Raw genomic sequence first — 26,588 nt, 5'->3', positions numbered from 1 at the left:
CGTTGCTAATCAATCTAGCATGGCTAGAGATAGACGCAAGTCCACACCCATTCCAGCAGCTCACACCCCCTCTTCAACCCGAAGACCAGCCTCCGCCCAATCCTGAATCCCCGCCCGATACGCGCGCACATTCGAATACCCCAACGCCCGCAGCTTGACGGCGACGTTCTCACTGTTACGGCACGCCTCGTTCGAGCAATAGGTCACGATGGCCGCGTCGCGATCCGGAAGCAGTTGCCCCGCAGTCGATTCCACGTCGGCTTCGACCAGCACCCGCGCGCCCGGCAGATGCGCCTTCTCGTAATAGCCGGGCCCGAGCGTGTCGAGCACCGTCACCGAACCCGCCTCGATAGCGGCGGCCAGCTCCTCGCGAGCAATGACGTCGGTCATGAGATTTCCTTCCTCCGAACACAAACTATGTGCGTGTGCACGCTACTATATGCGTGCAGACGCACACAAGTAGGTAAGATCGAACCGTGACCGACAATCACCGCGCGGCCGCCAACGCCTGGTCCGCGCTGCTGCGCGTGCACGCGCAGCTGGTGCCCCAACTCGACGCCGACCTGCGCAAAGCAACCGGACTCCCGCTCGCCTGGTACGACGTCCTACTCGAACTCGACGGCGTCCCACCCCTGCGCATGACCGACCTCGGCGAACGCGTCGTGCTCAGCCGCACCCGAGTCAGCCGCCTGGTCACCGAACTCGAGACAGCCGGACTGGTCACCCGCGAAGCCAACCCCGACGACGGCAGATCCGCCTTCGTCACCATCACCGACGCCGGACGCACCCGCCTGCACGACGCCGCCCCGCGCTACCTCGCAGGCATAGCAGAACGCTTCGCAGGCAAACTCGACCCCGACGAACTGCGAACACTCACCCGAACACTCGGCAAAATCCTTGGCCCAACCGACATTTCCTAGCAAAACTCTCAGGAAGACCACTCGGCGGCACCGGTACTTTGGATAGCGCGCAGCTCGGGCGCGACCACCGGAAGGATGCAATCTCTTGATGATCGGTGCCCTCAGGCCGCTCCCCACTCGACCGACCTGTCCGCACTTACGAAGAGCCGCCTGATGTTCGCGCGCTGGGGAGACTTCGTCCACCGGTTCCGATTCATCGTCATCGGCATCGTCGGCGCCGCGCTGCTCGCACTCGGCGGGTACGGGTCCGACCTGTCCGAGCATCTGAGCTCCAGCGGATTGGACGACCCGACCTCGGAATCGGCCAAGGCCGCGAAGATATCCGACCAGGCCTTCGGCCGAGACCACAAAGCCGACGTCGTCGTCCTCTACACCGCACCCGCGGGCGTATCGCTCGACGATCCGGAGTTCAGCGGCAAGATCGTCGCCAATCTCAACAGCCTGCGCACCGAGCACCCCAACGAAATCAAAGAGATCAACGGCTCCTACTGGAAGACCGAGACCGGCCAGCAGCAACGCGACGCATTCGGCCGACCTGAGCTCAACCGCGCCTTCGCCTCGATCGCCATCAAGGGCGAGACCGACACCGAGATGGTGAACAACTTCCGGAAAGTGAAGGACGTCTTCTACATTCCGGGCATCGACGTCAAGGTCGCCGGAATCCAACCCATCGCGGGCACACTCACGTCCTCCCTCGACGAGGACATCCACCTCATGGAAGTCGTCGCCTTCCCCGTGGTGGCCGTGCTCCTGTTCTTCATCTTCGGCGGCTTGGTCGCCGCCGCACTCCCCCTGATCGTCGGCGGACTCACCGTAATCGGCGCCAACGGCATCATTAGGATCTTCACCGAATTCACCGACGTCAATTCCTTTGTCTCCGGCGTCGTCTCGATGATCGGCGTCGGCCTGGCCATCGACTACGGCCTGTTCATCGTCAGCCGATTCCGCGAGGAACTCGCCGAGGGCTACGACACCCCCACCGCAGTGCGCCGCTCGGTGATGACCGCAGGCCGCACCGTGGTGTTCTCCGCAGCCATGATCATCGCCAGCCTCGGCGGCATGCTGCTGTTCCCGCACGGCATCCTCAGATCGATGGCCTATGCCTCCATCGCAACGGTCACGCTGGCCGCGTTGACGGCGCTCACCATCTTGCCCGCGATGCTGAGCATCCTCGGCCCGCGCGTGGACATGCTCGGGCTCAAGCGTTTCGGCAAGACCAAAACCGCCGAGGAGGTCGAGAACGGCTTCTGGGGTCGCTCCACCCGCTGGGTGATGAAGCACCCCAAACAGATCGCCGTCCCGATCTGCCTCGGCCTGCTGCTGTTGATAATCCCGATCAAGAACATCGCCTTCGGCGGATTCAGCGAAACCTATCTGCCACCGAAAGATCCGACCCGGGTGGCCCAGCAGGAGTTCGACGCCACCTTCCCGCTCCGCAAAGCCGATCCCGTACAGCTCGTGTTCATTTCCGAAAACACAATCGCCATCGGCGACGTCGTGAAGAAGGCCAATCGAGCACCGGGACTGCTCACCCCGACAGGTGCGACCGGCCCATTCCACACGCCGGAAACCTCGACCCTGCGACCCGGCGTCTATCGCACCGACGCAACTCTCGCCGTCAAGAACGCCAACGCGACCATCGACTACCTACGCTCGATCGAGCTACCCGACGGCGTGACCATGCTCGTCGGCGGCACGCCCGCGATTCAAAAGGATTCGATCGACGGCCTTTTGGGCCGCATCCCATTCATGGTCGCGGTGGTCCTCTTCCTCACGACCGTGCTGATGTTCCTGACCTTCGGATCCCTCGTGCTGCCGATCAAGGCCGCCCTGATGAGCGCCCTCGGCCTCGGCACCACACTCGGCATTCTCACCTGGATCTTCGTCGACGGAAACGGCGCAGGACTGCTCAACTTCACCCCGCAGCCGATCCAAGCCGTAGTCCTCGTGCTGATCATCGCCATCATCTACGGCCTATCCACCGACTACGAGGTATTCCTGTTGTCCCGCATGGTCGAAGCCCGCTCCAAGGGCGCGACCACCACCGAGGCGATTCGCACCGGCACCGCGCACACCGGCCGCATCATCACCGCCGCCGCGCTCATCCTGCTCGTCGTCACCGGCGCGTTCGCCTTCTCCAAACTGGTGATGATGCAGTACATCGCCTACGGCATGATCGCCGCGCTCATCATCGACGCGACCATCCTACGCATGCTGCTGGTCCCCGCCGTCATGAAACTCCTCGGCGACGACTGCTGGTGGGCGCCGGCCTGGATGAAACGGCTGCACGAACGCGTCGGCCTCAGCGAACCGATCCTCGCCGACGAACACCCCGCCAACCGCAACATGACCGACCTCGTCAAAACCACGCCCATCACCGACCCGGTGACCGTACAACTGCCCGTCGTCACCGCCGATCACGCACCACGCTGACGCCGAATTCGCCCTCAGCGGAATCACTTCCGCCGCTCGACCGCCCCGAATTAGCGTGGGCAGCTCGAAGGGAGGGCGAGTATGAACGCTCCGATCAAGTTCTCGATGACCGCCAATGTGGTCGAGGTCGGCGCCTGGGCGGACTTCGCCCGGGGGTGTGAGCAGGAGGGGTTCGGTGCCCTGATGGTTCCCGACCATCCGGGTTCGTTCGTCTCACCGTTCGTCGCCTTGGCCGCGGCCGCGACGGCTACCGAGACGATCCGGCTCGGGACCAATGTGGTGAATGCCGGGATGTGGGAACCGTTTCTGCTCGCCGGTGAGGTCGCCACGCTGGATTTCTTGTCCGGCGGGCGCGCGCTGTTCGGGATCGGCGCGGGACACACCCCGGCGGAATGGACCATGCAGGGGCGCGCGCATCCGTCGGCTGCGCAACGGGTCGACCGGATGATCGAGGTCACCGACACCACTCGGCGGCTACTCGCCGGGGAGACCGTGACGTTCGCGGGTGACCACGTCCAACTCCGGGACGCCGTGCTGCGGCAACCGCCGACCGTCCAGGAGCAGGTGCCAGTTCTCATCGGCGGCAACGGGACTCGAGTACTCCGGTATGCCGCCGCGACCGCCGATATCGTCGGATTCTCCGGGCTCGGTCGTACGCTGCCTGACGGTCACAATCATGAGACCCGGTGGAGTCGCGATCAGATCGACGCGCACGTCGAGCTCGCACGCAACGCTGCCGAGCAAGCCGGACGCACCCCCGCGTTCGAGGCGCTCGTGCAGCACGTCGAGATCACCGATGACGCCGAGGCCGCCTGTGCGCGCTTCGCCGAGGACATCCCCACCACCAGCGCCGCCGAGCTGCTCGGTGCGCCGTACGTGTTGATCGGCACGGTAGCCGAACTGGTGACCGAGCTCCGTGCGCACCAGAAGCGCTGGGGGTTCGACCGATTCGTCATGCGCGCCCCCGCCCGTGCGGCTGGTGCCCAGCTCCTCGAAGCACTCGCCACATCGGAGACCTAGTACTCGCCACCCGAGCCCACCCCTCTCGTCTCAGCTGATGAGAGGGCTGGGACGGGTGGTTCAGCATTGGTGATTCGTGGTTGGTTCGTACTGAAATGAGCTGCATGCGTAGGTGCGCATATCTAAGTATCCATATGGACCATCTGTATTCATACGTTCCACTGACCCGCGCCGACCACACGCGACGTCTCCGAAACATGAAGTCCCCCAACCGAACTCCCTACCGAACTGCAGCCACTCCCCTATCTCACCGGAACGCCCGCCTACTGCACTCCTCCCCCACTTCTCCGGACTCTCGCCCAACGCACCGCCACAGATCCACCTAAAACGGACATACGACCAGTTACGCTGTCCCCCAGATCCATGGCCCGGTCATCCCGTTGAACAGGAGCCCGATGCGATCACAGCGCCGTCGCCACGTCTTGGCCACCCTCGCGGCCACTACCGCCGCGCTCACCGTCGGCAGCACAGCCACCGCTGCCGCACGTCCGGAGCCACCCACTCAGGTCGCAGCACTGGGCGCGGACTTCCGGTGGGGCGTCGCCGCATCCGGCTACCAGTCCGAAGGCCATGCCCCCGACAGCAACTGGTCTCGATACGTCGCCGCCGGGAAAACCACTGACCCCTACAGCGATTCGATCGACTTCTTCACCCGATACCGCTCGGACATCGCCCTGGCCGCGCAGCTCGGCGTCAAGGTCTATCGAATCGGACTCGAATGGGCACGCGTGCAACCGCGGCCAGGCGAGTGGGACGAGGACGGACTCCGCTTCTACGACAACGTCATCGCCGCGATCACCGACGCGGGCATGCAACCGATGCTCACCATCGACCACTGGGTGTATCCCGGCTGGGAGTTCGACCGCGGCGGCTGGCGCAACGCGGGCATCGTCGAGGACTGGCTCGCCAACGCCCGCACATTCGTCAACCGGTACGCGCAGGCCAACCCACTGTGGGTCACCTTCAACGAGCCCACGTTCTACATCGTCAACGAACTGCAAAAGGGTGGCATCTCGCCCATCGACATCCCCGCGATGCACGATCGAATCGCCCAGGCACACAACAGCATCTACGACTACATCCACGCCGTCCAACCGGGCGCGCTGGTCACCAGCAACGTCGCCTACATCCCCACCGGTGAGGATGTCATCAACAAACCCCTGATCGACAAGATCAGCGCACGACTCGACTACATCGGCATCGACTACTACTACGGCCTCTCCCCCGAATCCCTCCTGGCGGGCCCGCCCGACTTCGAAAGGCTATGGACCCAACCACTTCAGCCGGAAGGCATCTACTACGCCCTCCAGCACTACACTCGCCAGTTCCCCGGAAAGCCGCTCTACATAGTCGAAAACGGCATGCCGACCGAAAACGGCGCGCCCCGAGCCGACGGCTACACCCGCGCCGACAACCTGCGCGACACCATCTACTGGCTGCAACGCGCCAAGTCCGACGGCATGAACGTCATCGGCTACAACTACTGGAGCCTCACCGACAACTACGAATGGGGTTCCTACACGCCACGTTTCGGCCTCTACACCGTCGACGTACTGACCGATCCAACCCTGACCCGCAAACCCACCGACGCGGTTCCCGCCTACACCGCGATCACCCGGGCAGGCGGCGTGGCTCCCGACTACCGCCCCACCCGAGCACCGCAGAGCTGCTCGTTCGTCGACGCCGTGGCCAGCTGCCTCGACCCGGTCACCGTCCCGCGCTGACACGTGAGCGAAACACCTGACCCCACAGCGGTTCTCCAGCGCTGGCAGGATTCGGGAGCCATCTGGCGCGTCCTCTCCCGCCAGCCGGACCGGGTGACCATCGGCCTCTACGAATGCACCGGCGGCCAGGAGGTCGACCGATTCACCTCGACCGACCCGAGCCTGTTGCAGTTCCTGGGCAACCGATCGAGCAGCGAAGACCTCGACTGACGCAGTCAGTGGTCCGGTCGGTGGCCCAACACGTCCAGCAGTGCGTCGATTTGGAGTTCGAAGAGTTCGTCACGGTCGGTGAAGGTTTCGGTGCCGTACATGTCGAAGACGTCGGCGCTCACCGCGCCGAACAGGCTGGCCCAGAACGTGACTCCGCGGACGATCAGCCAGTCCGGGATATCCAGCTGGAGCTCGTCCCGGATCTGGGCGAAATTGGTTGCGAGCGAAGACGATATGCGCACATCAGTGGATGGGGCCTGGAGTTGGCCCGACCGGTAGGCGCGGGCGAAGAGGGATTGCAGAGAGATGATCACTCGGGTGCCCGGCGCCATGGTCTGGTCGGCGGGAGCGTCGTAGCCGGGGACAGGAGTGCCGAAAAGCAGTCCGTAGCGGGCAGATTCGGCGTGCGCCCAGCGTCGGACGGTGCGGGCGAGAATCCGTATCTGTTCGATCGGGTCGTCAGGTGACTCGGCCAAGGCGGCATCGACCTCGTCGGCGAGTGCGTTGTAGCCGTCGACCACCAGCAAGGTGAGTAGCTCGTCGCGGCTGCTGACGTAGCGGTAGACGGCCGAGGAGACCACGCCGAGATCGCGTGCGACCGCGCGGAGCGAGAGCGCCGCGGCACCGTCCGTGGCCAGATGTTCGCGACCGATGCGGACTATGTCGGTCATGGTCTGGGCCCTAGCTCGGGCGCGCGGGGTCGTCGGCATGCATCCACGGTGCAATATCCAGAGAGCGTTGTCAACAACAGTGAGCACTGCTCTTGACAACGGACCCTAGGCTGCCGCATGCTCATCCTCAACAGAGAGCACTGCTCTCCAAAGGGATCGGGCGACCTCAGCCCCTCGGAAGGGATTCACCAATGTCTGACCTGCACATCGTCACCGGAGCCGGACCCGTCGGTACCACCATCGCCGAGCAACTGGCCACCGCAGGCAAACAGGTGCGCGTGCTCACCCGCTCTGGCAGCGGCCCCGACCATCCGTTGATCGAGCTCCGTCGGGTGGACGCCTCGCAGCCGGAACAGCTCGCCGGCCAATTCGACGGCGCCACTGCGGTGTATCACTGCATTCACGGTTCGAAGTACTCCGCAAAGGTCTGGCGCGCGGAACTCCCCGCCGCCGAGCAGGTCGTGATGGACGAGGCAGACAAGGCAGGTGCGGTCGTCGTGTTCCCGGAGAGCCTGTACTCGTACCGGCCGACCGACGGTCCGATCACCGAAACTTCGCCGCGCACAGGGGCTTCGGGAAAGGGCGCGGTGCGCGAGGACCTCCTGCGCGCCCGTGCCGCACACTCCACGGCGACCGTCAGCGTCGTATCCGCCGACTTCTTCGGCCCGTATGTGCACGCCTCGATCGCAGGCGATCAGATGTTCACGCCGATCCTGGCCGGCAAGCGGGTCACCGCCCTCGGCAAGATCGACCTCCCCCACTCCTTCACCTACATCCCCGACCTCGCCGCAGCCATGATCCGAGCGGCCGCCGACAAGTCCCTGCACAACACCGTCCTGCACGCCCCCACCGCACCGGCAGGCACCCAGCGCCAGCTCATCAACGCCATCGCGGACGCGGCGGGCGCGCCGAAACCGAAGATCACGGCCACCCCGGTCTGGATGATGAAGCTGATCGGCCTCGCCAACCCGCTGCTGCGCGAACTCGCCGAACTCGGCTACCAGCTCGAGCGCCCGTTCATGCTCGACTCCACCGACAGCGAGAAGAAGCTCGGCCTGCACCCCACCCCGTTCGACGAGGCCGTCGCCACCACCGTCGGCTGGTGGAAATCGCAGTCCTGAACGTGGAAAGCGGGTGGCGCCGACACAAAGCCGCGTCACCCGCCCTGGTTCGGCGCACAACCTACTCGGTAGTAGTGTTAGCCGAGTCACTGGCGACACGATCGAGGAGTTTCCTATGGACCAGCGAGCAACGGACTTCGACGTTCTCATCGTCGGTTCTGGCTTCGGTGGCAGCGTCACCGCGCTCCGGCTGGTCGAGAAGGGCTACAGGGTAGGCGTCCTCGAAGCGGGCCAGCGGTTCGCCGACGACGAGCTGCCCAAGAACAGCTGGGAGCTGAAGAAGTTCCTTTGGGCCCCCAAGCTCGGCTGCTACGGCATCCAGCGCATCCACCTGCTGCGCGATGTGCTCATCCTCGGCGGCGCCGGTGTCGGCGGCGGATCGCTGAACTACGCCAACACGCTGTACGTGCCGCCGGAGCCGTTCTTCCGCGACGCACAGTGGCGCGACATCACCGACTGGCAGACCGAGCTCGCCCCGTACTACGAGCGCGCGCAGAAGATGCTCGGCGTGGTGCGCAACCCGCATATGACGCCGGCCGACGAGGTGTTCAAGCAGGTCGCCGACGACCTCGGGGTCGGCGACACCTTCGTGCAGACCCCGGTCGGCGTGTTCTTCGGTGAACCGGGAAAGACCGTGGCGGACCCGTACTTCGGCGGTGTCGGTCCCGAGCGCACCGGCTGCGTCGAATGCGGTGACTGCATGGTCGGCTGCAAGTTCGGCGCCAAGAACACACTCGTCAAGAACTACCTCTACCTCGCGGAAAAGGCTGGGGCGGAAGTCATTCCGATGACCACGGTCACCGACGTGCGCCCGCACCCGGACGGCACCTGGGACGTGTCCACCGCGCGCACCGGCGCCTGGGTTCGCAAGCAGCCCAAGACCTTCACCGCCGCGAACGTCGTGCTCGCCGCAGGCACCCGAGGCACCCAGCAGCTGCTGTTCGCCATGCGCGACAAGGGCGCCCTGCCGGAGCTCTCGGATCGGCTCGGCCAGCTGACCCGCACCAACTCCGAGTCGATCGTCGGTGCGGCGACCAAAAAGGTCACGCCCGGAGTCGATTTCACCAAGGGTGTCGCGATCACCTCGTCCATCCACCCCACGCCCGACACCCACATCGAGCCGGTCCGCTACGGCAAGGGCTCCAACGCCATGGGCCTGCTGCAGACGCTGATGGTGGACGGCGGCGGCCGAATCCCGCGCTGGCTGCGCTTCCTCGGCATCCTGCTGCGGCGCCCGATGGACCTGATCAGCTTCCTGAGCACCAAGGACTGGAGCGAGCGCACCATCATCTCGCTGGTCATGCAGCACCTGGACAACTCGATCACCACCTACACCAAGCGCGGACTGTTCGGCCGCAAGCTGACCAGCAAACAGGGCCACGGCGAACCGAACCCGACGTGGATCCCGGTCGGCAACGACGTCACCCGACGGGTCGCCGCCAAGATCGGCGGCATCGCGGGCGGCAGCTGGGGCGAGATCTTCAACATCCCCCTCACCGCCCACTTCCTCGGCGGCGCGGTCATCGGCGCCGACCCCGACCACGGCGTAATCGACGGCTACCACCGCGTTTTCGGCTACCCGACCCTCAGCGTCGTCGACGGTGCCGCGGTCTCCGCCAACCTCGGCGTCAACCCCTCCCTGACCATCACCGCCCAGGCCGAACGCGCCGCCGCATACTGGCCGAACAAGGGCGAGGTGGACACCCGTCCCCCGCTCGGCGCCGCCTACCACCAGATCGCACCGGTAGCACCGGCCAAACCCGTGGTTCCCGCGAACGCGCCTGCCGCCCTTGTGCTTCCGATCGTGCAGATCAGGAAGACACCCGCGGCGGGCTGATCTACCAGGCCGGGACCATGCGCGGGCGATCGGCCGATCCGTAGCGTTCGCTCGAGCTTTCGATGAACGGGCCGAGTGCCACGTGCAGATCGGGCATCCAGAGGCTGGGCGGCGGGCGCATCGGCAGCGCCGCACCTGAGATCAGCGCTGCGGCGCCACCCATCCCCCGCACCTCGACGTCGGGACGGACGGTCTCGTCGGGCAGCGCACCGACCGCCGACATCATGGCGGACGCCAACGCCGAAAGCTGTTCTTGCTCGGACGATTCCGGTCGATCCGCGGCGACGTGCGTCCCCGAATTGATCGCCACTTCGACGAGGTCGGCCATCAAGGAGGCGTCCCCGAGCTGCCGTGCCCAGTCGAACAGCTGCGACTGTATTCGCGCGTTCAGCTCGGTCCAGGCGATTCGGCTTGCGGCTTGCGGGAATTGGAATCGTTGCGCATCGATGAAGATCATCGCGGGCAATGCCAGATCGAGCGCGTACCTCAGCTCCTGGAAGTCCGACGCCGCGACGGCTAACGTGGCAGCCCAGAAGTCACACTTGGCCACTTCGATGGTGATGCCGAATTCCAACTCGATCCCGCGGGAACGACCGAGGTTCGTCAACGCCGAATCGTAGTGTCCGAGAACCGACTCGGTAACCGCTGTATTGCGGTAACAGGCTGCCAACTCGCGCCGAAACGAGGGGTCCGATTCGAAGTACGCACGAGCGGACTCCAGCAACGCCGCACCGCCCGCGTAATCACCTCGGAGTGTCGTCGCGGCGGCGAGGTTCTGCCGACAGACCGCCGCACGGTGATCCAGCCCTATCTTCCGAAGCGTTTCCTCGGCCGAGCGGTAGGCGCGCACGGCAGCGTCATAGTCGTCTCGTTTCAGATAGAGCCCACCGAGATTCGCCTCGGCCAACGCCATATCCGCGTCGAAACCCAGCTCGACGAAGAACCCCCGAGCCCGCTCGTAGGAGCGCTCGGCGTCATCGAAACGTCCGGTCTCACAATAGACAAGACCCAAATGCATATCCGCGCCGGCCATTTGACGCACCACACCCGTGTGCGCAAATCCATCTCGGGCAGCGGACAGCATGGTTTCCGCCACCGCGTGCCGCCCCATCGAGAAATGCGCCATGCCTGATTGTTCATAGCAGACAGCGACTTTCGCCCACTCTTCGATTTCCTCGAAGATCTTGCGTGCACTGTCCATCTGTTCTATGGCCGCGTCGTGCTCGCCCGTCTGTATCAGGGCGGTGCCGAGGACCTGGCAGCACTCGGCCGTGAACTCGAGGTCGTCCAGCTGTTTCGCGTACTCTTGCGCAACGCCGAGCAGCCGCAGCGCTTCGTCGAGTGCCGATCGCTGAATCGCGACATTCGCCAGGTACAGCTGGCACTTCGCGAATCGCACATGATCGGCGGCGTCCTCGAACACGGAGCTCGCCGCGAGCAACATTCGCTCGGCGCCCGCGTAGTCCCCTTCGGCCGCGCGGATGGTCGCCAAATTCGCGTCACACCAAACGACTTCGAGCGGTTGGTCCGTCTGGCAGTAGTAGGCACGGGCCCGGACATGCGCGGCCGCCGCCTCCGGATATCGGCTGACTTGATCCAAGACCACACCGAGCGCCATATCGATCTCGGCGACCAAGTCCAGCGAGCCCGCGGAAACGCAGGCATCCCGGGCGCACATGATCTCGGCGATCGCGGCTTCGGTGAGTCCGAAACGCGGGTGATTCCGCGCAGCTCGCATGTGCAGGTCCGCCAAGCGCTGCTGGCAGTCCACCTGCTCCGGTTGCTGTTCGTGCCGAGTGAATTCGGCGCTTGCCGCGGTCAGCGCTACGACGGCTTCATCGATCCGATCGGCGTCCGACAGCAGCTTGCCCAGTTCGTGGTCGCACTCGGCGACCGAAACGGCTTCATCCAGCGCGACGAATGCACCCCGCGCGCGCCGCAATTCGGCTTCGGCGCGGACGTTTTCCTCGAGATCGACGCACGCAAGCCCGACCATGTGTGAGCAATGTGCGGAATCCAGCTCCGCACCGATGGCGTCGAAAAGCCCCCGCGCCGCATCGAACTCGTCGCGGATGAGCGCAGCGTCCGCCGGTTCCTTCATCAATTCCACTGCCGACTCAGCGCAGTGCAGCCGGCACTCTGCTGCGTCGTCGCGCCGATCGACCCGCAGGTACCCGTCGGAAGCCGCGCGGAACGCGCCGAGCGCGGCGGCGAAATCCCCGGTATCGACGAGAATCTTGGCCAGTATGTGGTCGCAGTCGGCCTTCGCCTCGATCTCGCCGAAATACCCGTAGCCGGATGCGGCGGCTCGCAGATACGGCATGCCGTCCACCGCTCGATCCAGCTCGACGAGTGCCAAACCGGCGAATTCTGCGCTCTCGACGGCTACTTCGGATAGCGGCGAGTCCGCTAGAAGATCGATAGCCTGAACAAACGCTGCCACTGCGGCGTCGAACGCATCCTGTCGCCCGTGCACCAGTCCGATCAAATGTAGGCACTCGGCCGCCAACGACGCACGCTCCGGGTCGGCGCATTCGTGCAACGCGGCGGTGGCCGCACCGAGCGCCAGGTCCAGTTGCTCTTCCTCGAACAGGTCGAGGGCGTGCATGAACAACGCACGCGGCAAGGACTCACTCAGCGGGTCGGTCATCGAACCTCCCCAATCGACACGACACAGGGCCTGACAGCCCATTACTCGACATTGTCGCCACCTCGGCGATGAATCCGCACGCGTTCGAGAGCTATTCGCACACAAAGCATTCGAATGAATGACACGGGCTGTCGGTCACGCAGCGGACACCGCTGACGCATCCGCCCGAATAGCCTTGGGCCGTACGACAACACAGGGGTGTCTCCCCGAAACTCCCCTCCAGATAAGAAAGTCAGGAAACCTTCATGGCACTTCAATGCGAAAAGCACTATCGCCCGCTGGCAACATGCCAGGCCTGCCACGGGCATCCCACCCGGTCCGGCCTGCACTGTAGCGTCTGCAAAGACAGCGGCCTCGTCTGCCCAGAATGTGGCGGACACTGGAAGAAGTAGCAAACCGGCAGGAACAGCACGCTGTCGCCCGATTCCGCGGTGCTGCGGCCGCGGGGTACTCGGCGAACGACCTGACGGATAGCATGCGGGGCACGCTGCGGGAGAGGCCCGCGGCAGACGAAGGGCCACCCATGCCGGAGGCAGACCTGAAACGGCAACTCGCCGACCGGTTTCGCGAGGTCAACGGCGATCATCCGATGACGGATGCCGACGACGCCTACGTCAGCGTGCAGTTCGTTTCCCGCTGGCCACGACCGAAGGCTGAGCTCACACCGCGGCGGCCGCGGCGTGGTACAGCCGTCGGTGTTCGTCCCACGGCTCGTGCTGCTCCTCCGGGGTCATCGCGAGGAGCCGTCGCAGTTGGGCCCATTGGGTTTCGTCGGTCGGGGTGTAGATCTGGACCCAGGCGCCGGCGACGGCGGGTAGGGACATGCTGGTGACGAACATGGCCAGTTCGCCGATGGCCAGGTTGCGGATCTGCTTGATCCGGTTCGACGGGACCGCGACGTCGTTGCGGGCCCACAGGGTGGCGAAGTCGGTACTCGCGCCGCACATCTCCTCGATGAACTCCTGCCAACTCGGGTCGTCGAGGTTCTTCGCGTAGGCGCCGCGCAGGTAGGCGACCATGCGGCGCAGGTCATCCCAGTTGGTCTTGTAGGTGTTGCAGCACTGCGGCGTGCGGAACACCCGTCGTACGACATTGCGCTCGCCCATCAGGAAGCCCGGGCACAGCACCGCGTAGGAGTCGTTGAACGCCAGCACGTCATACCGTGCGCTGAGCACCGCGGCGGGCAGCGGCGACAGATGATCGAGGATGGTTTGCATCTCTTCGGGCAGCGCGGTGTTCGCGTGCGGGCTCGGCACGGTCGGCACATCGGCGAGCCGATAGAGATGCCCGCGCTCGGCGTCGTCGAGGGCCAGCGTCCTGGCCACCGCGTCGAGCACCTGCACGCTGACGTTGATCTGGCGACCTTGCTCGAGCCAGGTGTACCAGGTGACCCCGATGCCGGACAGTTGCGCGACCTCCTCGCGCCGTAGCCCGGGCGTGCGCCGACGCGGACCGGGTGGCAGCCCGACGTCGTCCGGGGAGATCTTGGCCCGCCGCGACTTCAGGAAGGTTCCCAGCTCCGCACGGCGCGCTTTGCGCACCGCCCGCACGTCCAGCACATCGGTCATCTCATGATCGTGCCCGAAATCACTAGCGGTATCCAGGTGCTGCTAGTACCCGTTTTACGGAAAACATCCAGCATCCGAACGCGACCCGAACCTTTGGGGCGTGCTCCAGCTCGAGTTATTCGGTAAGTTGATCACTTGTGCCCAAGTCTCGGATGCTGGAGTTTCCACGCTCGGGCCCAACGCTTTTCATCCTGGCCGCAAGTGCCGCCCTGGCGGTGATCCTGCTGTTCACCACGGTAGATCCGTGGCTGGACCGGGCAGGCATCCTGGACGGCGGGCTGGATGTGCACGTATATCGGGACGGCGCCTGGCGCATCTTGCACGGACTGCCGCTCTATACCGAGCCGACCATCGCTGGGCTCCTGTACACCTACACCCCCTTCTCTACCATCGCGTTCATACCCATCGTCCTGATTCCGTGGGCGTGGGTCGCCGACACCTGGTTGGTGTTGAACCTGCTGGTGCTCTTCGCTTGTGTACTGCTGAGCTGGCGCATCCTCGGTCACCGGATCAACGCCCAACTCGCCGCTGTCAGCGCCCTGCTGGCGATCACCTGTGCGTTCATCGAGCCGGTGCGCACCACGCTGTTCTACGGGCAGATCAACCTGATGCTCATGCTGCTGGTGCTGTGGGACTTCTCCCGCCCCGACCGCAGCAAGCTGCGCGGCATCGGCGTCGGAATCGCCGCGGGCATCAAGCTCGTTCCGGCCTACTTCGCCGTGCAGTTCCTCGCGCTGCGCCAGTGGCGGGCGGCCTGCACCGCGATGGTCACCTTCGTCGCATCGATCGTCCTCGCCTGGATCGTGCTGCCCGCCGATTCCCGGAAATACTGGACTTCGACGTTCTTCCAGTCCAATCGGATCGCCGACGACATGCACCCGTCCAACCAATCCATCCGCGGCGCGATCGCGCACCTGACGCATCACCCGGCGCCCGTGTGGCTGTGGTTACTCATCGCGGGCACCGTCACCCTGGCGAGCCTGGCGATCACCGCAGGGCTGTTCCGGCGCGGCGAGCGGCTGCTCGCGGTGACACTCGCAGGGCTCACGGCCTGCGCGGTGTCACCGTTTTCCTGGGATCACCACTGGGTGTGGTTCGTTCCCCTCTTCGTCTACCTGGTGCACAAGGCCCAATCACATTGGGGTTGGTGGCTCGTCGCCGCCGCCCTTTTCGCCTCGATCGGCGCGTGGACGTGGGAGTACGACCCCAACTACGTGGTCGTCGGACTGTTCCTGTTCCCGCCGTGGTGGCCGGGTGCCCAGATCCTGATCAACAGCTTCGTCATCGTCTACGCCATCGTGCTCATCGGCTCAGGTCTGGTCTTGTTGCGCCTGCACCGCGACGGCGTCCAGGTCGCCGACGAGGTGCGGGCAACGACGTAGTGCCGAGCTCAGAGCAGATGTAGTAATCGGAGATCGCTGACGTACTTGTCGATCAACGCCGCCGACAGGTGCGGAATGTCGTGATCGGCACCGATATTCGCGGTCTGCACGGCCGCCTGGAACTTCTTGGCCGGAAGCAGGGAACCGCGGATAGGCGGGCGTTGCCGGCTGTACGCGCGCAGTAGCGGCAGTACCGAGGCGTGGCGCTGGGTTTCGGGGAGGCCGCGGATGGCGGTCTCGAAGCGGCTGAACCACTCGTCGTAGTCGGCGATCCGCTGGATCGGCAGGCCGGACTCGATGAGCCAGTCGACGAAGACATCCAGGGAGATGCCGTCGTCGTACGGGTTCAGCACGTCGTAGGTCTGGAAACCTTCGACGGCTTGAATACCGAGCGCGGTGATCGACGCCGCGGTGAAATCGGCGGGCAGACCCTCGTAGTGAGCCCGCTGCCGGTTTCCGTCGGCATCGGTCTCATAGAACGAGTACGGCGCGACGCCGGAGGTGACCAGGCTGAGCACCAGGCGGGTGAACATGTCCTGGACGTTGAGCTGACCCGCGTACTTGCTGTGCGCCAGAATCATGTCCGAACGGAACACCGCGACCGGCAGACCGCACAGATCGTGTACCTCGCGCAGCAGGACCTCACCCGCCCACTTGCTGTTGCCGTAGCCGTTGGCGTAGCCGTCATTGACGGCGCGGACCGCGCTCATCTCACGAACGTCGCTGTCCTCTTGGAACGTCGCCGGATCGACCTGATCCGCCACGCCGACGGTCGACAGGTAGGTGACCGGCTTGCGTCGCGCGGTGATCGCCAACCGGATGATCTCGGCGGTGCCGACGACATTGGGCCCGAACAGCTGGCTGTAAGGCAGCACGTGATTGACCAACGCCGCGGGATGCACGATCAGATCGACGGTTTCGGCCAGGCGTTGCCAAGTCTGTTCGTCCAGACCGAGATTCGGGTCACCGATGTCTCCGGCCAGTACCTCCAGGTGCCGAGCGGCCAGTCCCTGGTAGTGCTCCACCAGCTCCGGATCGCCACTGTCGAACGCCGCGTCGAGCCGCTTCCGCGCGGCGGCCGCGTCGCTCCCGCGCACGATGCAGATCAGCGTGCCGCCCGTTTGCTCCAGTCGCTCCAGCCATTCCAGGCACAGGAAGCGGCCGAGGTAGCCGTTGGCGCCGGTCAGCAGGACCGTCCGCGCGGGATTGGGCGCGGCGGGAATCGTGTTGGCGGCGGCCAGGGTTCGGGCATCGATGAACTTGTCGAGGGTGAGTTCGGCGGCGGTGACCTGCGAGCCGCCACCGTGCACCGAGGTGAACGTCGGACGCTTCGCACTCGAATCGCGTTCCGCCTCGATGTATTTCGCTATCTCCGCGAGGTTGTTCGCCGGGCTGATGATGACACCGACCGGCACCTCGACCCCGAAGGTCTCGTTGAGCAGGATCGAAAACGACAGCGCCGACAGGGAATCGCCGCCCAGGTCGGTGAAGTGCGCGTCGGGCCGCAGGTCGGTGGACGCGACGCCGAGCAGGACGCGCGCCGCATGGCCGACCGTGTCGAGCACCGGACGTTCGCCGGCTTCGCGTCGCAGCGCAAGCATCTCGTCGCTCTGCCGTGTGTCGTGATCGGTGTAGATCTGTTCGAGGCGTTCCCCGTAGCGCTCCTTCAGCTTGGGGCGCAACAACTTCGCGATACCGGACAGCAGACCGTTGGCCATGGTGAACGGCTCGGTCTCGATCAGGAATTCGCGAGGCACCTCGTAGGACTGCAGATCCGCATCCTTGGCCAGCCGCTGAATCGACTCGGCCAGCGCCGATTTCAACGAATCGGTGTCGTGCTCACGCAGCGCGGCGTCGGTCGGCACGATCACCGCCACCAGGTAGGAGCGTTCGCTGCTGCCGTAGATGTAGATCTGCCGAATCAGCGGGCTGCTGGCGAACACCGCCTCGAGATGAGCAACGGTGACGAACTCGCCCTGCGACAACTTGAGTACGTTGTTGCGACGGTCGACGTACACCAGCTCGTCGGGCCCGAGCTCGGCCACGATGTCACCGGTCTTGTAGAAGCCGTCCTCGTCGAAGATCTCCGCGGTGACCTCGGGCCGCTGGTAATAGCCGGGAATCTGGGTCGCCGCCTTCAGCAGCAGCTCGCCCCGTGGATGCGGCTGATCGGTGCGGAAGTAACCGAGCTCGGGCACATCGACGAGCTTGTAATCGGTCACCGGCGGCCGCTGCACCCGGTTGTCCATCAGGATGCCCGCGCCCGCCTCGGTCGAGCCGTACCCATCGTGCAGCTGCACGTCGAGGACGGACTCCATGAACGTCCGCATCTCCGCGGACAGCGGCGCGCTACCGACGATCGTGCCCATGAAACGTCCACCCAGGAAGTTCTGCCGCAGTTCGGTTTTCACCTCTTGATCGAGCGCGGCCACGTCGACACCGGCGACCGAGCGCCGGTCCATCTCGCTGCGATAACGCTGAAAGATCATGTCGCACACGCGCGGAACGAAGAAGATCTCAGTGGGCCGCACCAGTGCGATGTCCTCGAACAGCGTCGACATGTCGCTCTTGGCCGCGAAATACGCTGTGCCACCGCGAGACAGCACGCCGATGAACGACAACCGTCCGGCAATGTGGCTCATCGGCATATAGTTGAGGTTGATCCCGACCCCGGGCAACGCACCTTGCCACATCACCCGCGACAGCCGTTCGGTGTACATCGCGCCCTTCGGCGTGCCCGTGCTGCCGGAGGTGTAGATGACCAGCGCGAGCGGGTCGTCGTCGGCGTCGGGGACGTACACCGGTGCTTGCGGCAGTGCGCTGCCGCGTTCACGCACCTCGTCGAGCGTTTCGACCACCACCGAGCTGCCCGCGTCGGTGAGGCGTCGGCGGGCGGATTCAAATGCCTCGCGCTGCGAGTCGTCCTCGGGGTGGTAGTCGAACACCAGCAGCCGCTCGGGCGAGGTGCCCGCGAGCAGGCAGTCGACGGCCGCGTCGAGGTGCTCCGGGGTCGAGGCGAGCAGCCGGGGTGACGTTTCGGTCAGGATCGCGGTCAGCTGGGACACCGCCGCACTCGCCTGCAACGGCACGGTGACCGCGCCGAGGTGGATGGTGGCGAAGTCGAGCGTCGCGTAGTCGATGCTGGTGAAGCCGAGGATGGCGACGAAATCTCCGGCGTGCAAAGGCTTTTCGGGTTCGCTCTGCCAGGCCGTGGCGACCGCGCCGATACGCTGCCACAGTTCGCCGTAGGTGATGGTCTCGAACTCGGACAGCAACCGCAGCGTCTTGGCGCCGGTCGCGTCATCGGTGGCCAGTTCGAAGGCACGCTGCCCGACGGCGGGTCTGTCGGCATAACCCTCCATCACGGTGGCGACAACCTCTGCCAACCGCAGCCCGGGTGCGCGCGCAGCCTCGGACACGGCCTCGATCTGCTGCGCCGCCTTGATCTGTTCGTCTTCGGCGAACAACCGTGCGATCCGGCTCTTCAGCCGCTCGTCCCGTGAACCAACCGCCATGGCAAATCTCCCTCGTTGACAAAGTTAGAAACGCCCTGCAGGTTTTAAAACAGGTTAGCCTGTCTAAGTATTTCAGGAAAGTTCATGCTTCGGCGACGAAATACGTGGTCTCCACCACATCTGACAGGAATAATATGCCGTATAGCGGACATTCCTCGCTATCCGCGCGCTTATCCAGGTGTTGCCGGTACCAGTTTTAATGGGCTCCTGTTACTGGTGTCGCACAGGCCGCAAGATCAGTGCATGACGCAGATCTTGTCGCCGGATTCGGCAGCCGCACAGCCGGTTACCGCGCCCCCGGCAGCACCACCCGCCGCGTACGGTGCGCGGCGCACCCTTGCCATCCTCGCAGTGATTCTCACCGGTCAGTTCATGGCCGTGCTCGACGCCTCCATCGTCAATGTCGCGATTCCTTCGATTCGCAGTTCCCTGCACACCTCCGGCGCGGCTTTGCAGCTGATCGTGGCCGGTTACGTGATCGCCTATGCTGTTTTGCTGGTGACCGGCGCCCGGCTAGGTGACCGATTCAGTCAGCGGCGGATGTTCATCGCCGGGTTGGCGCTGTTCACGCTTGCCTCGCTGGTCTGTGGCTTGGCATGGAACGAGATATCGCTGATCGTGTTCCGATTCGCCCAGGGCGTAGGCGCGGCGGCGATGGTGCCGCAGATCATGACGCTCATCCAGCGGAACTTCACCGGCAACGCACGGGCCAAGGCGCTCAGCGTGTACTCCGCGATCATCTCCGGCGGCATGGTCGCCGGGCAGGTGCTCGGCGGGCTCATCGTCAGCGCCGACCTGTGGGGCAGCAGCTGGCGCGGCGTGTTCCTGGTCAATGTGCCGATCGGTCTTGCTTTGCTGGTGATCGCGCCGCGAGTGCTTCCGAAGGTGACCGAGCGCTTCGATCGCAAGCTCGACCTGGCCGGACTGACCGTGCTCACCGCCGCGGTGCTGGCGCTCGTGCTGCCGCTGGTGCTGGGCCGCGAGCTCGGCTGGCCGCTGTGGTCCTGGATCTCGTTGGGCGCCTGCGTGATCGCCTTCGCGGCGTTTGTCGGGATCGAGCGGGCCGTTGCGGCGCGCCACGGTGAGCCGCTGTTCTCCCACCGGGTGCTCGCCGCGCCGGGACTGCTGCTTGCCGCGGCGACCCTGTTCGTGATCATGGCGACGTTCGGCGGCTGGATGTTCGTGATGGCCATCCATCTGCAGAGCACGCTGGGTTACAGCGCACTGCACGCCGGTCTGCTGTTCATCCCGATGGGCGTGACGTTCGCGATCGCGGGCCTGAACTGGGAACGCGTCCCACATCGGTTCCACGCCAAGATGATTCCGCTCGGCCTCGTGCTGGCCGCGGCGAGCATGGTTGCCGTGGGTGCCCTGCTGCGCAACGGTGCGGATGTCGGGCCGCTCGTGCTGGTATTGCTCGGGCTCTGCGGTGTGGGCAATGGGCTGGCGTTCAGCCCGCTGATGACGCGGACGCTGGCCAAGGTGCCGATGAGCCTGGCCGCGGACGCCAGCGGGATCCTGGTGACCAATGTGCAGCTCGGCATCGTGGTCGGCATCGCTTCGTTCGGCACGCTGTTCCTCGGCCTGGCGGGTAGTACGACGCTGTCCGCGGCGCATGCGCTCGGCGGGACCGCCATCGCGGAAGGCGTGACGGTGCTGGTCGCGGCGGGTCTCGCGGCCCGCGCCGCGCGGTAGCAATCACCACTCCGATCCCGGGTCACGTGCTGGCCCGGGATCAGTGCTGTGCGGGTGCCTTCGAATCACCACGACGCAAACCGTCGCGCCTATCCGCGCCGGACAGCATGCTCGAGGAGGGCTGCTTCGCCAGTCGGACAGAGAGGTGTCGAAATGCCAGTCGGGCGAGCCGGTCTCGTTGCCGCGCCGCAGGCCTTCGAGTCCTGACGGCGGCACCCCACGGCGACCCGGTCACCGCCCACCTCGATCCCCCACTTCCCGTCGTCGGCGTCCGCGAACCTCGCACAGGTGTCGCCGATCGACTGGCCCGCGACCCCCGCCCCGTACTCATCGCCGAAAACGGCGTCATCACAGCAATTCTCGATCGCAGCACGGAAGAAGGTGTCGAATGGGCGTTTTCGCGCTCGGCATAGAACTCGACGGCGAAGGCTTCCACCCCGAGGCCTGGCGTCGCGCCACGCACGCGCCGGACCGTCTGCTCACCGGCGACACCCTGCGCACCCGGGTCGCCACGGCGGAGAACGCGGGCTTCACGCTCGCCACCTTCGCCGACTCCATCCTGCCGCCGGAGACCTTGGCGGGCCGGATCGACGCGGTGACCCGCGCCTCGTTCGTTGCGGCGACCACCAGCACCATCGGCTTGGTCCCCACGGTCGCGACCACCTACGCCGAACCGTTCCACACGTCCTCGCAGATCGCGACGCTCGACTACGCGTCGCGCGGCCGGGCCGGGTGGATCGCCGAACGGATCAATGACCCGCGGGCCGCCGCGACCTGGGGACGTGCGCAGGTCACCGGCGACGAACTCGCCAGGGAGCAAAGCGATTCCATCGAGGTAGCCCGCCGCCTCTGGGACTCGTGGGAGGACGACGCGGTGATCCGCGACTATCCCAGCGGTCGGTTCCTGGATCGAAACAAGCTGCACTACATCGACTTTCGCGGTGCGTCGTTCTCGGTGAAGGGCCCGGCGATCGTGCCGCGCCCACCGCAGGGGCAACCGGTGGTGTTCGGTGCCGATGGTGATGTCGATGTCCGGCTCGTCGCGGCCGACTCGGTTGCCGCCGCGATCGAGTTCGCCGAGCACGCGCGATCTGCCGGAACGCCCCTGGCCTTCGCCGAGATCGACGTAACCCTGGACACCCCCGACGCGACGGCCGTCGAACGGCTCGGCGCCGCACCCTCGAATTCCCCGGCCCGGCTGGCCTTTTCCGGATCCGCGGCAGAGCTAGTCGATCTGCTGACCCACCTCAGCACGCACCTGGACGGCGTCCGCCTGCACCCGGCGGTCATCGACGAGGACCTTCCGGTACTCGCCCGCCAGGTGCTACCCGCGCTGCTGCGCACCGGTGTCGCACACCGCCCGGTGCCGGGTTCCACGCTGCGCGCGAACCTCGGTCTGCCCCGCCCCGCCCATCGCTACGCCGCGTCGCACTGACCTGACCTGACCTGACAAGGAGCTAACGACATGACAGTTCATCCACGTCCGGACGCCCAGGTCCATTTCGGTGTGTTCTTCCAGGGTGTCAACCACACCACCATCTGGTCCGATCCGGCCAGCGGCTCACAGATCGACTTCGAGACCTTCCGCCAGGTCGTACAGACCGCCGAGCGCGGGCTGTTCGACGCGTTCTTCCTCGGTGAGGGCCTCCGGCTGCGTGAGCAGGACGGCAAGATCCTCGAACTCGACATCGCGGGCAGGCCGGACGCGATCGCTCAGCTCGCCGCGCTGGCGGGCATCACCCGGCACATCGGCCTGGTCGCCACCCAGAACACCACCTACAACGAGCCTGCCGATCTGGCCCGCCGTCTGAGCAGTCTCGACCTGATCTCCGGTGGCCGCGCCGGCTGGAACGCCGTCACCACCGACAATGCCTGGACCGGTGAAAACTTCCGCCGCGGTGGCTATCTGGACCACGCCCTGCGCTACGAGCGGGCGGGTGAGTTCCTCGCCACCGCCCGCGCGATCTGGGATTCCTGGCGTGACGGCGCCGTAGCCACCTCCCAGCAGAGCCCATCCTGGGCCAGCGACGACGCGGTGCGACCGGTCGAACGCTCCAATGACCACTTCCAGGTGACGATCACCCCGACGCTGCCCCGCAGCGCCCAGGGACATCCCGTCATCTTCCAAGCGGGCGACTCCCCCACCGGCCGCGACTTCGCCGCGGCCAACGCCGACGTCATCTTCTCCAGGCACGGAACGCATTTCGACGACGCCCTCGCCTTCGCCAACGACGTCCGCGCCCGCCTACTTGCCGCAGGCCGCCCGGAGGACGACATCAAGATCCTCCCCGGCACGCAGATCGTGTTGGCGGAGAAGGAATCCGAAGTCGAAGAGAAGGTCCGCTGGGTCAAGAACGGCCAATACACCGGCCAGACCGCACTTTCCCTGGCCGGCCAGGTGTGGGGACGCGACCTCTCCCACCTGGACCCCGACGGCCCCCTCCCCGAGGAAGACCCCGAACCCCGCCCCATCTCCGAAACCCGCGGCTCCCCCCGGCGCGGCGCCGACCCCCAATCCATCGCCCGCGAATGGCGAGCCCGCGCCGAAGCCGAAAACCTCTCCCTCCGTGAGACAGTCATCGCCACCACCGAACGCTCCGGCTTCGCAGGCACCCCCGCCCAGGTGGCCGACGAACTCGCCCGCTGGGTCCGCCAAGGCGCCGTAGACGGCTTCAACATCTCCCCCTACCTCATCCCCACCGGCCTAGACGAAATCGTCGACTGGCTCGTCCCCGAACTCCAAGAACGAGGCGTCTACCGTACCGAATACACCGGCACCACCCTCCGCCACCACCTCGGCCTCCGCGCCCCCCTCACCCACCGCACCTGACCGACAGGCACGCGACTGGCGACGCCGACGACTACTGCCGCACCATTTCTTGCGGTCCGCACCGAACATTCGCCCGCATTGCCGGTGCGGGGCGTCGGAAAGACATCCCAGGAGCTTGAATGTCAAGCAGCGGACTGCTGAGCTGGGTCGGGCCAGGCTGTGGTCTCGTTGTAGAGGGTTCCGGTTTTGAGGCAGCCGTGCAGGATCCCGACGAGTCGGTTGGCGAGCTGGCGTAGCGCGGCGTAGTGACCGACACCGCGGGCTCGCTGACGGTCGTAGTAGTCGCGGGCGCCCCGGGACCACATCAGCGCGGATTGCGCCTGGGTGGTGAGGGCGTCGATGAGCCGGTCGTTGTGTACGAACCGGGCCAGGGCGACCTTCTTCTTGCCCGACGCGCGGGTGATCGGGGAGGTGCCCGCGTAGTTCTTGCGGGCTTTGGCGCTGCGGTAGCGGTCGGGGTCGTCACCGAACTCTGCGAGCACCCGGGCACCGAGGACCTGTCCCAAACCGGGCTGGGACGCGATGATCTCAGCGGCCGGGTGCTGCCCAAAATGCGCCTCGACCTGCCCCTGCAACGTCTTGATCTGGGTGTTGAGGACAGTCAGGACCGCCAGCAGCGCCTGGACCGAGGCTGCGTAGGCCTGCGCCACGACCTCGGGCTGGCCGAGCTGCTCGCTGCGCAGTGCGGCCGCAATAGCGGTGGCTTTGTCGGCGACGTTGCGGCGGCGCGCCCGCTTCAACGCGGCACTGATCTGGGGGATCGTGAGCCGGGCCGCCGCAGCTGGGGTGGGTGCTTTGGCGAGCAGTTCCAGGGTGTCGGCGGCGTCGAGGTCGTCGAACGCGGCCAGCGCGGCGGGGAAGTAGTCACGCAGAGCGTGACGCAACCGCTGGGTGTGGCGAGTTCGGTCCCAGATCATCGTCTTGTGAGCACGGGCCACCACCTTCACGGCCTCGGCTCGCGCGGAATCCCCAGCGACAGGTCGCAATTCGTGGGAATGGGTGCGGACCATATCCGCCAGCACGTGAGCGTCACCAGCGTCGCTTTTGGCACCCGAGACTCCCAGCCGGTCCCGAAACCTGGCCGCCTGCAATGGATTCACCGCCAGTACCGTGTATCCGGCGGCGACCAGCGCCCCGACCCAGGGACCGCGGTCGGTCTCGATCCCGACCAGGACCTCGACCTCGTCGGCGTCGTCGACCAGGCCGCCGAGGATCGCGTGCAGTCTCGCCATTCCGGCGACGCCCTCGGGCACGCGCGCTTTGGCCAGGCGGCGCCCGGCGGTGTCCATCACCTCCACGTCGTGGTGGTCTTCAGCCCAGTCATCTCCTACGAACAGTCGCAACAATCCTCCAATTGCTAATGCCGATCACCGTCGAGCAGCCAGCAGGAGAACCATCAGCGACCTAATCAAGCAGTGCTCACGCCCATTCGGGCGGGCACGACATCCCAGCAGCGATCAACTCTCCCGGCCTACCGGCAGGGGCACGGTCTTTCTCCAGGACTCGAAGTCCAGGGTGCGAAAGTGCTCACCTACCGGCCGGCTACTACCAGGAGTGTGCCGGATAGCTCACTCCCAGAACTGATTAGGGTGCGGCTGTGGGTCAGGGTAAGGCGACGTGCACGCGATGTTCGGCGCCGTAGTGGAATCCGGTGCCGACGACCAGGAAGCCCAGGCGCGCAGCGAGTTTGAGGCTGGGTTCGTTGCCGGCGTGCACGAGTGCCCACACCGAGTTCAGGCCGAGGTCTACGAGACCATGGCGGAGGATGGCTGCCGCGGCCTCCGTGGCGAGTCCGCGTCCGCCATGGAACGGACTGAGATACCAGCCGATCTCAGGCAGATCGCCCGGCAGTTCCCACGAAGGCCGAAGGTGCCCGATTCCCACCACGGTTTCGCCGTCCAGGAACGCCCAATGCCCCATCCGCGCCGGTCCGTCGTAGGCGAGCCGCCGCCGCACCATCTCCCGCGCGTTCGCCGGATCACTGAAGTCGATATCGATGTAGGTACTCATGCTCTTGTGCGCGAACACCTCGACGACCGCCTCCGTGTGCTCGTCCCGCAGCGGCACAAGTGTCAGTCTCTCGGTACGCAGTGTGGATTGCCCCATACCTCGATCCTGCACCCACAGAACCGATTCCGACGACTCAGTTCCTCAGTTTCACATGGCATCTGCCCGCTCGGAAGCTGGACTCTGCCAGACCCCCACCGCATCATGGATACGACCGATCGACAGGTAGCAGTCATCTACCCGGCCAACTATCCGAATTCGACTGACCCTACGGAACCAGCTTCTTAGCATTGATGATTCGACGGACACGTTTCCGAAGTACGGAAGTGTCCTTCTCATAGAGCACTTCAAGTGCAAGCTCGACGAACTCTGCTACATCGAGAAAGTCCTTCGCCTCTAGGCCTGCAGGATGGGTTCCCTCGTTTCCCACCCATTTAGCGGCCAGAAGTAGTTCGGCCGCATCGTGTCTTATCGCGTCGAACTCCTCGAGGCGCCGGTGGAGAGAGCGGAAGTTGCCCTTCGCGTCCACGGCGACGATCCCTTGCTCGTCCATGAGCCGCTCGATGCTGTTGCGAAGCAGTGAGATTCCGGCCGAAGGGTCTTGCCACGCGACAGCCGCTGCCCGTTCCAGGCTGCCGCGGACCGACTCTGGCACCAACTCCGAGGTCTCCACAACCCGCACTGCAGGATACAGCGTGCGGACCCTGTAGATCGGAAACCAGCTCTGCCCCGGAGGCCCACCTGGGTCGACCGTATAGTCCCCGGCAGCGGCGACAACATCCCCGCAACCGCGGTTCGTACATTTCAGGTGCCCGAAGAAGATCCCCTCGATATCCGACGGATCCCCTTCCCACTCATGCCAATCCGCGGTGGCACGATTGCCGACGGACTTGATCGCACCCAGGGTCCCCACCCGACAGCTAGGGCATTCCAGAACCGGCCACTCATCCCGTGAGAACCACTCGGCCAGCCGACGAACCTGCTCCTTCATCCGCCCCTCCCATA

The 26,588-nt window shown here is 65.5% G+C and carries 19 protein-coding genes; 11 read left to right on the top strand and 8 right to left on the bottom strand.

Annotated features, from left to right (window positions below):
• Positions 1-60: 60 nt before the first annotated feature.
• Positions 61-390, bottom strand: coding sequence for a rhodanese-like domain-containing protein (locus ACQPW1_RS24950; protein WP_433653904.1), 330 nt, complete (start codon positions 388-390; stop codon positions 61-63).
• Positions 391-476: 86 nt separating this feature from the next.
• Here ACQPW1_RS24950 and ACQPW1_RS24945 point away from each other — a divergent pair, with 86 nt between their 5' ends.
• From ACQPW1_RS24945 to ACQPW1_RS24925, 5 genes are all read left to right on the top strand, one after another.
• A complete protein-coding gene (locus tag ACQPW1_RS24945; protein WP_433653902.1) occupies positions 477-920 on the top strand; it encodes a MarR family winged helix-turn-helix transcriptional regulator in 444 nt (147 codons plus the stop codon).
• A 153-nt stretch (positions 921-1,073) separates the two neighbouring features.
• Positions 1,074-3,353, top strand: coding sequence for an MMPL family transporter (locus ACQPW1_RS24940; RefSeq protein WP_433653900.1), 2,280 nt, complete (start codon positions 1,074-1,076; stop codon positions 3,351-3,353).
• 81 nt (positions 3,354-3,434) lie between these two features.
• On the top strand, positions 3,435-4,373 hold the full coding sequence (locus ACQPW1_RS24935) for a TIGR03621 family F420-dependent LLM class oxidoreductase (RefSeq protein ID WP_433653898.1): 939 nt from the start codon (positions 3,435-3,437) through the stop codon (positions 4,371-4,373).
• A 395-nt stretch (positions 4,374-4,768) separates the two neighbouring features.
• Positions 4,769-6,097 carry a family 1 glycosylhydrolase gene (locus tag ACQPW1_RS24930; RefSeq protein ID WP_433653897.1) on the top strand — a complete coding sequence of 443 codons (1,329 nt, stop codon included), beginning with the start codon at positions 4,769-4,771 and terminating at the stop codon, positions 6,095-6,097.
• A 3-nt stretch (positions 6,098-6,100) separates the two neighbouring features.
• Positions 6,101-6,307 carry a hypothetical protein gene (locus ACQPW1_RS24925; protein WP_433653896.1) on the top strand — a complete coding sequence of 69 codons (207 nt, stop codon included), beginning with the start codon at positions 6,101-6,103 and terminating at the stop codon, positions 6,305-6,307.
• Between the two features lie 5 nt (positions 6,308-6,312).
• Here ACQPW1_RS24925 and ACQPW1_RS24920 read toward each other — a convergent pair whose 3' ends face one another.
• Positions 6,313-7,017 (bottom strand): TetR/AcrR family transcriptional regulator, encoded by a 705-nt coding sequence (locus tag ACQPW1_RS24920; protein WP_433653894.1) that lies wholly within the window; start codon positions 7,015-7,017, stop codon positions 6,313-6,315.
• Positions 7,018-7,169: 152 nt separating this feature from the next.
• Here ACQPW1_RS24920 and ACQPW1_RS24915 point away from each other — a divergent pair, with 152 nt between their 5' ends.
• Complete coding sequence (locus ACQPW1_RS24915) at positions 7,170-8,099, top strand: NAD-dependent epimerase/dehydratase family protein (protein ID WP_433653892.1); 930 nt, start codon at positions 7,170-7,172, stop codon at positions 8,097-8,099.
• A 115-nt stretch (positions 8,100-8,214) separates the two neighbouring features.
• Positions 8,215-9,936 carry a GMC oxidoreductase gene (locus tag ACQPW1_RS24910; RefSeq protein ID WP_433653890.1) on the top strand — a complete coding sequence of 574 codons (1,722 nt, stop codon included), beginning with the start codon at positions 8,215-8,217 and terminating at the stop codon, positions 9,934-9,936.
• Position 9,937: 1 nt separating this feature from the next.
• On the opposite strand, the gene ACQPW1_RS24905 is transcribed toward ACQPW1_RS24910, so the two are convergent.
• Both ACQPW1_RS24905 and ACQPW1_RS24900 read right to left on the bottom strand, forming a co-directional pair.
• Positions 9,938-12,586, bottom strand: a complete 2,649-nt coding sequence (locus ACQPW1_RS24905) for a tetratricopeptide repeat protein (protein ID WP_433653889.1) — start codon at positions 12,584-12,586, stop codon at positions 9,938-9,940.
• Between the two features lie 659 nt (positions 12,587-13,245).
• The gene (locus ACQPW1_RS24900) at positions 13,246-14,154 is read right to left on the bottom strand and encodes a helix-turn-helix transcriptional regulator (protein ID WP_433653887.1); all 909 of its coding nucleotides are present in this window, start codon (positions 14,152-14,154) and stop codon (positions 13,246-13,248) included.
• A gap of 137 nt (positions 14,155-14,291) precedes the next feature.
• Between ACQPW1_RS24900 and ACQPW1_RS24895 the strand changes: the two genes are divergently transcribed.
• Positions 14,292-15,536, top strand: a complete 1,245-nt coding sequence (locus ACQPW1_RS24895) for a glycosyltransferase 87 family protein (protein WP_433653885.1) — start codon at positions 14,292-14,294, stop codon at positions 15,534-15,536.
• Positions 15,537-15,544: 8 nt separating this feature from the next.
• Here the strand turns inward: ACQPW1_RS24895 and car are convergent, their stop codons facing one another.
• Positions 15,545-19,051 (bottom strand): carboxylic acid reductase, encoded by a 3,507-nt coding sequence (car, locus tag ACQPW1_RS24890; RefSeq protein ID WP_433653883.1) that lies wholly within the window; start codon positions 19,049-19,051, stop codon positions 15,545-15,547.
• A 243-nt stretch (positions 19,052-19,294) separates the two neighbouring features.
• Between car and ACQPW1_RS24885 the strand changes: the two genes are divergently transcribed.
• The 3 genes from ACQPW1_RS24885 (at position 19,295) to ACQPW1_RS24875 (ending at position 23,576) form a co-directional block, all read left to right on the top strand.
• Positions 19,295-20,746, top strand: a complete 1,452-nt coding sequence (locus tag ACQPW1_RS24885) for an MFS transporter (RefSeq protein ID WP_433653881.1) — start codon at positions 19,295-19,297, stop codon at positions 20,744-20,746.
• A 388-nt stretch (positions 20,747-21,134) separates the two neighbouring features.
• A complete protein-coding gene (locus ACQPW1_RS24880; protein ID WP_433653879.1) occupies positions 21,135-22,181 on the top strand; it encodes an LLM class flavin-dependent oxidoreductase in 1,047 nt (348 codons plus the stop codon).
• 30 nt (positions 22,182-22,211) lie between these two features.
• The gene (locus ACQPW1_RS24875) at positions 22,212-23,576 is read left to right on the top strand and encodes an NtaA/DmoA family FMN-dependent monooxygenase (RefSeq protein WP_433653877.1); all 1,365 of its coding nucleotides are present in this window, start codon (positions 22,212-22,214) and stop codon (positions 23,574-23,576) included.
• Between the two features lie 122 nt (positions 23,577-23,698).
• Here ACQPW1_RS24875 and ACQPW1_RS24870 read toward each other — a convergent pair whose 3' ends face one another.
• From ACQPW1_RS24870 to ACQPW1_RS24860, 3 genes are all read right to left on the bottom strand, one after another.
• Positions 23,699-24,922: an IS110 family transposase gene (locus tag ACQPW1_RS24870; protein WP_433653875.1), complete on the bottom strand. Its 1,224-nt coding sequence runs from the start codon at positions 24,920-24,922 to the stop codon at positions 23,699-23,701.
• A 256-nt stretch (positions 24,923-25,178) separates the two neighbouring features.
• Positions 25,179-25,682: a GNAT family N-acetyltransferase gene (locus ACQPW1_RS24865; RefSeq protein WP_433653873.1), complete on the bottom strand. Its 504-nt coding sequence runs from the start codon at positions 25,680-25,682 to the stop codon at positions 25,179-25,181.
• A 169-nt stretch (positions 25,683-25,851) separates the two neighbouring features.
• Positions 25,852-26,574, bottom strand: coding sequence for a DUF4145 domain-containing protein (locus tag ACQPW1_RS24860; protein ID WP_433653872.1), 723 nt, complete (start codon positions 26,572-26,574; stop codon positions 25,852-25,854).
• Positions 26,575-26,588 lie beyond the last annotated feature (14 nt).

This window comes from Nocardia sp. CA-128927 (assembly GCF_050955855.1).
In the GTDB taxonomy this organism is placed as follows: Bacteria; Actinomycetota; Actinomycetes; order Mycobacteriales; family Mycobacteriaceae; genus Nocardia.
Note: the sequence above shows the minus strand (reverse complement) of the source record. Positions and strands in the feature narration are given on the sequence as shown.

What these genes read in the sequence shown, in the direction of transcription:
- ACQPW1_RS24950 (WP_433653904.1), bottom strand. Translation starts at nt 390, where the DNA reads ATGACCGACGTCATTGCTCGCGAGGAGCTGGCCGCCGCTATCGAGGCG.
- ACQPW1_RS24940 (WP_433653900.1), top strand. Translation starts at nt 1,074, where the DNA reads ATGTTCGCGCGCTGGGGAGACTTCGTCCACCGGTTCCGATTCATCGTC.
- ACQPW1_RS24935 (WP_433653898.1), top strand. Translation starts at nt 3,435, where the DNA reads ATGAACGCTCCGATCAAGTTCTCGATGACCGCCAATGTGGTCGAGGTC.
- ACQPW1_RS24930 (WP_433653897.1), top strand. Translation starts at nt 4,769, where the DNA reads ATGCGATCACAGCGCCGTCGCCACGTCTTGGCCACCCTCGCGGCCACT.
- ACQPW1_RS24920 (WP_433653894.1), bottom strand. Translation starts at nt 7,017, where the DNA reads ATGCCGACGACCCCGCGCGCCCGAGCTAGGGCCCAGACCATGACCGAC.
- ACQPW1_RS24915 (WP_433653892.1), top strand. Translation starts at nt 7,170, where the DNA reads ATGTCTGACCTGCACATCGTCACCGGAGCCGGACCCGTCGGTACCACC.
- ACQPW1_RS24910 (WP_433653890.1), top strand. Translation starts at nt 8,215, where the DNA reads ATGGACCAGCGAGCAACGGACTTCGACGTTCTCATCGTCGGTTCTGGC.
- ACQPW1_RS24905 (WP_433653889.1), bottom strand. Translation starts at nt 12,586, where the DNA reads ATGACCGACCCGCTGAGTGAGTCCTTGCCGCGTGCGTTGTTCATGCAC.
- ACQPW1_RS24900 (WP_433653887.1), bottom strand. Translation starts at nt 14,154, where the DNA reads ATGACCGATGTGCTGGACGTGCGGGCGGTGCGCAAAGCGCGCCGTGCG.
- car (WP_433653883.1), bottom strand. Translation starts at nt 19,051, where the DNA reads ATGGCGGTTGGTTCACGGGACGAGCGGCTGAAGAGCCGGATCGCACGG.
- ACQPW1_RS24885 (WP_433653881.1), top strand. Translation starts at nt 19,295, where the DNA reads ATGACGCAGATCTTGTCGCCGGATTCGGCAGCCGCACAGCCGGTTACC.
- ACQPW1_RS24880 (WP_433653879.1), top strand. Translation starts at nt 21,135, where the DNA reads ATGGGCGTTTTCGCGCTCGGCATAGAACTCGACGGCGAAGGCTTCCAC.
- ACQPW1_RS24875 (WP_433653877.1), top strand. Translation starts at nt 22,212, where the DNA reads ATGACAGTTCATCCACGTCCGGACGCCCAGGTCCATTTCGGTGTGTTC.
- ACQPW1_RS24865 (WP_433653873.1), bottom strand. Translation starts at nt 25,682, where the DNA reads ATGGGGCAATCCACACTGCGTACCGAGAGACTGACACTTGTGCCGCTG.
- ACQPW1_RS24860 (WP_433653872.1), bottom strand. Translation starts at nt 26,574, where the DNA reads ATGAAGGAGCAGGTTCGTCGGCTGGCCGAGTGGTTCTCACGGGATGAG.